The organism is uncultured Desulfovibrio sp., from assembly GCF_949282365.1.
GTDB lineage: Bacteria > Desulfobacterota > Desulfovibrionia > Desulfovibrionales > Desulfovibrionaceae > Desulfovibrio.
In genome coordinates, this window is the sequence record NZ_CASDOY010000079.1 from 1 (window position 1) to 4225 (window position 4225).

General features: G+C 71.5%; 2 protein-coding genes and 2 pseudogenes. 2 read left to right on the forward strand and 2 right to left on the reverse strand.

The window, feature by feature from the left end; genetic code table 11:
- Positions 1–466, forward strand: a pseudogene (locus tag Q1X76_RS09885) (hypothetical protein); the annotation flags it as partial.
- 277 nt (positions 467–743) lie between these two features.
- Here Q1X76_RS09885 and Q1X76_RS09890 read toward each other — a convergent pair.
- Positions 744–977, reverse strand: a complete 234-nt coding sequence (locus Q1X76_RS09890) for a SlyX family protein (protein ID WP_300719707.1) — start codon at positions 975–977, stop codon at positions 744–746.
- Positions 978–2118: 1141 nt separating this feature from the next.
- Positions 2119–3831, reverse strand: a pseudogene (locus Q1X76_RS09895) (YgiQ family radical SAM protein); the annotation flags it as partial.
- A gap of 201 nt (positions 3832–4032) precedes the next feature.
- On the opposite strand from Q1X76_RS09895, the gene Q1X76_RS09900 reads away from it, so the two are divergent.
- Positions 4033–4225, forward strand: a 193-nt coding sequence (locus tag Q1X76_RS09900) for a hypothetical protein (RefSeq protein ID WP_300719709.1), incomplete at its 3' end; no start/stop codon positions are given.

A 4225-nucleotide genomic window follows, 5' to 3' on the forward strand; every position in this document is an offset into this window, starting at 1 on the left:
GGACAGGGAGCGGCTGGAGGCCTTTGCCGAGATCTGCTGCCGCCTGCGGGCGCGCGGCATCCGCACCGTGGTTTTCCTGCCGCCCCTGGCCACGCCCGTGCTGGAGGCCCTTGCCGGGAAGAACGGCGGCGCGGCCTGGCTGGAGCCTTTGCGGCAGGGCCTGCTGGAACGCGGGGTGGAGGTCATGGATTTTTCGGATCCCCGCGTCTACGGCTCCGGGGATTGCGAGCTGATGGACGGCCTGCACGGCGGGGACGTCATCGCCGCCAGCATGGTGCGCGACATGGGCGACCGCCAGCCCTGGCTGCGGGACATGCTGCACAAGGGCTACCTGAGCCATGTGCTGCGCGAGCGGCGCGGCCTGGCCGCCGTGCCCGACGACCGCCTGACCGTCCTGCCCGAAACGGATTTTTTGGGCCTGCACTGCGCCAGAAAGCGGCGCGCGGACGACGCCCCCCGGCCGTAGCGGCCTGCCGTGGGACGGACGCGGTGCGGCGGCTCCATGTCCGGGCGGCCGACGGCATGCGCAGGTATGCCTCTGCCCTCCGCGTCCGTGCCGTGTCATGCCGTCGGGGACGGGGGAGGCGGGCGCGTCCTGTCGGATGACGCCCCTGCGCATCGCCCCGGCGAAAGTTTTGGCAAGGGAGCGGGGGAACACGAGGGGGAGAGGAAGGACCGTTTTCCAAAGCGGTCTCCCTCTCCCCCTCGCCTCTATCTGCGTTGCTTCCCGTCGCCCGGCCGGGCTAGTAGCGCTCGGGCATGTAGTGGGGCGGCAGGTCGTTGACCGGAGCGCCGTTGCCGGCCTGCCCCAGCTGGTCGCGCAGGTTGCGGGCCAGCTCCATGGTCTCCGCCAGACGGCGTTCCAGAAGGTCGATCTGCTGTTGCTGGGCCGTCAGGGCCTCATTGAGTTCCCGCAGGCGTTCTTCCTGAAAATAGGCCAGCTCTTCCAGCCGGATGATGCGTTCTTCCTGATCCATGCTTTCCTCGTGCGGCCCCGGGCGTCAGCGCTCCTGTGCCGCGACCGTGCGCGCTGCGGAGGGCCCGCCTGTGGGCGCCCGGCCGCCACGGCCGTCAGGCTGACGGGGCTGTCCGCCTGCCGGTGCGCGGCGTCGCCGCGATTTTCTTTGCGGGCGCTGCGGGATCGCCGCGGCCCTCCCTGGTTTTTGGGGCTGCCCGTGCAGGCAGCGCCCCTTGTTATTCTTCGTCGTCCAGCGTCGGGCCGTCAAAGGCCCTGTCCCTGCGGCGGGAGCCGAAGGCGGGCTTGCCGTCCCTGCGCAGGATGTTTTTGCGCACGGGCTTGCCGGGCTTTCCCGTATCCTGCCGGAGCCCGGGCTCGCGCAGGCCGTCGCGCTCGTGGCGGCGGAAGTCGCGGCGGGGCGCGTCGTCCTGTTCGTCATCGAAACGGGCCGAGGGACGGGGGCGCTTCCAGGCGTCCTGACGGTCGCGGGCGTCGTCATGGGCCTTGAAGGGCCGGGAGCGGGAGCCGTCCTTGCGGAAAGACCGGCCGTCGTCGTCATCCCGGGCGGCAGCGGGGAAGGGGCGGGGCCGGAAGGGCCGTTCGTCCTGTGCGTCGTCACGAGCCGCGAAGCGTTCCGCGCGGGGCCGGAAGGGATGCCGGCCTTCTTCCTCCCCGCGATGCGCGAAGCGGTCGCTACGGGCACGGAAGGGACGCTGGTCCCGGGCGTCGCTGGGATCCATGAAGCGGTCGGCACGGGCACGGAAGGGCCGTTCGTCCTGCCGCTCCCCGGGGAACGGCGGGTGGGGCTGCGGGCTGTCGCCGGTCTGACGGAAGTCCTGTCGGGGATCGGGCTGGAAGCCGCTCCGGGGGCCGGGCCGGAAGTCCTGCCGGAAGTCGCGTCGGGAAGCGGGCTCGCGCAGGCCGTCGTGCTCGTGGCGGCGGGGCATGTCGTCCTGCCCGTCATCGAAACGGGACGAGGGGCGGGGACGCTTCCAGGCGTCCCGACGGTCGCCGGGAGCCAGACCGTCCGCCGCGCGGCGTTCCTCGCGCCAGCGTTCGGTCCTGTCTTCGTGCTCCTGACGGGATTCGCGACGGGGCGTGGCGCCGCTTTCCGCCTCGTTGCCGTCATAGCCGCCACGCTCCGGCATGCGGCCGAAATCGGGCATCAGGATGCGGTGCTGGCGCAGGCGGTCGGCATCGCTGCGGGCCACATAGATCTCTTCGCCGTCCTCGTTGCGGCCGCAGTAATACATGGCCGTGGCGATGCTGCCGGGCGTGGGGATGAAGCACTGGGTCTGCTGCGGGCTCCAGTGGCGCTGCTGCAGCCAGCGGGCCAGCTCGTGCATGTCCTCGTCCGTACAGCCGGGGAAGGCGCTCATCAGGTAGGGCACCACATATTGTTCGCGTCCGGCACGGCGGCTCTGTTCCATGAAGCTCTGCAAGAAGGCCTCGAAGACCTCCATGCCCGGCTTGCGCATCATGTCCAGCACCCGTGCGGCGCAGTGTTCCGGGGCCACCTTGAGCTGGCCGCCGGTGAACTCGCCGGTGTAGGCGGCCAGGGCTTCGGGATCGTTGAGGGCCAGGTCGGCGCGCACGCCGCTGGCCACGCGCACCTGACGCACGCCGGGCAGGGCCGCCACCTCGCGCAGCAGGCCCACATGCTGCATCTGCGGCGTGATGAAGGACTTGCAGACCGTGGGATAACAGCAGCTGCTGCGGCGGCAGCGGGACGAGGGCCGGGCGCCGTCGCCGGCCCTGGCCGCCGTGGCCGCGTCCAGGGCGCAGTGGGCCTGCCACATGTTGGCCGTGGGGCCGCCCACGTCGGAGATGGCCACCTGTCCGTGCCGGGAGCGCGCCACCAGCTGGCGGGCCTCGGCCAGGATGGACGCCTGGCTGCGCGAGCTGATGCGGCGGCCCTGATGCAGGGCCAGCGAACAGAAGGAACAGCCGCCGCCGCAGCCGCGATGGCTGGTGATGCTAGTGCGCAGCATCTCGTCGGCCGGGATGGGCAGGCGGTAGCGGGGATGGGCCGCGCGGGCATAGGGCAGGGCGTAGAGCCGGTCCATCTCCCCGGTATCCAGGGGCCGGGCCGGCGGGGCCAGCACCAGGGCGCGCCCGCCCACCATCTGCTGGGCCCAGGCGTTCTGGCGGTGCACCTGCTGTTCCAGCATCCGGGTCAGGCGCAGCAGCTCCGTGGCATCGGCCTGTACGGCCTCATGCGCGGGCAGCTGCATGCGCGGCAGGTCCAGCCATTGCTCGGGCAGGTCCTCGGGGACGTTGTGTTCGTCCACCTTGGCCAGCCAGGCCGTGCCGTCGATGCCGTGCAGGCTCTTGCCCGCGGCCAGACGGCGGGCGCATTCCAGTATGGCCAGCTCGCCCATGCCGTAGATGAGCAGGTCGGCCTTGGCATCCAGCAGGATGGGACGGCGCAGGCTGTCGGTCCAGAAATCGTAATGGGTGGTGCGGCGCAGCGAGGCCTCGATACCGCCCAGGATCACCGGCAGGCCGGGGAAGGCCTGACGGGCCAGGTTGGCATAGACCAGACAGGCGCGGTTGGGGCGCGCACCGGCCTTACCGCCGGGGGTGTAGGCGTCATCGTGGCGTTTTTTGCGGAAGGCCGTGTAGTGGGCCAGCATGGAGTCCAGCGCGCCCGCGCTGACGCCCACGAAGAGGCGGGGACGGCCCATGACCAGCAGATCGTCGGGCGTCTGCCAGCGGGGCTGGGCCACGATGCCCACGCGAAAGCCGTGGGCCACCAGCCAGCGGCCCAGCAGCACGGGCCCGAAGGCCGGGTGATCCACATAGGCGTCGCCGTTGACCAGCAGCACGTCCAGTTCCTCCCAGCCCAGGGCCTGCATCTCGGCGCGGCTCATGGGCAGGAAGCGGGGCTGGCCGTCCACCCACGGATCCCGGGCGGCATCGTCGCGGCGCCCGAAGCGGGGGCGTTCCTCGCGACGGTCAGCGGCACGCCCGGCACGCGGGAAGTCCCCGGCCGGGTACCCGTCCTGCCGCTTGTCGCGCTGCCCGGGGCGGTATCCCTCGCGGGGATGGCCGGTGGAGCGGCCGCCGTCGCGGTGGCGTTCCCCACGGCGGGGGCCGGCGTCCCGGGAAGGGGAGCCGTCCCGCTCTTCACGGCCGATACGACAGCCGTCAACGCCATCACCGTCAAGGGATACATGTACATCAGCAACGTGTTCACCTATTTCGGCCTCCACGACCGCGCCCGCCTGACCCTCGAAGACGGATGGAGCCTCGTGACGCAGGTGT

What these genes read in the sequence shown, in the direction of transcription:
- Q1X76_RS09890 (WP_300719707.1), bottom strand. Translation starts at nt 977, where the DNA reads ATGGATCAGGAAGAACGCATCATCCGGCTGGAAGAGCTGGCCTATTTT.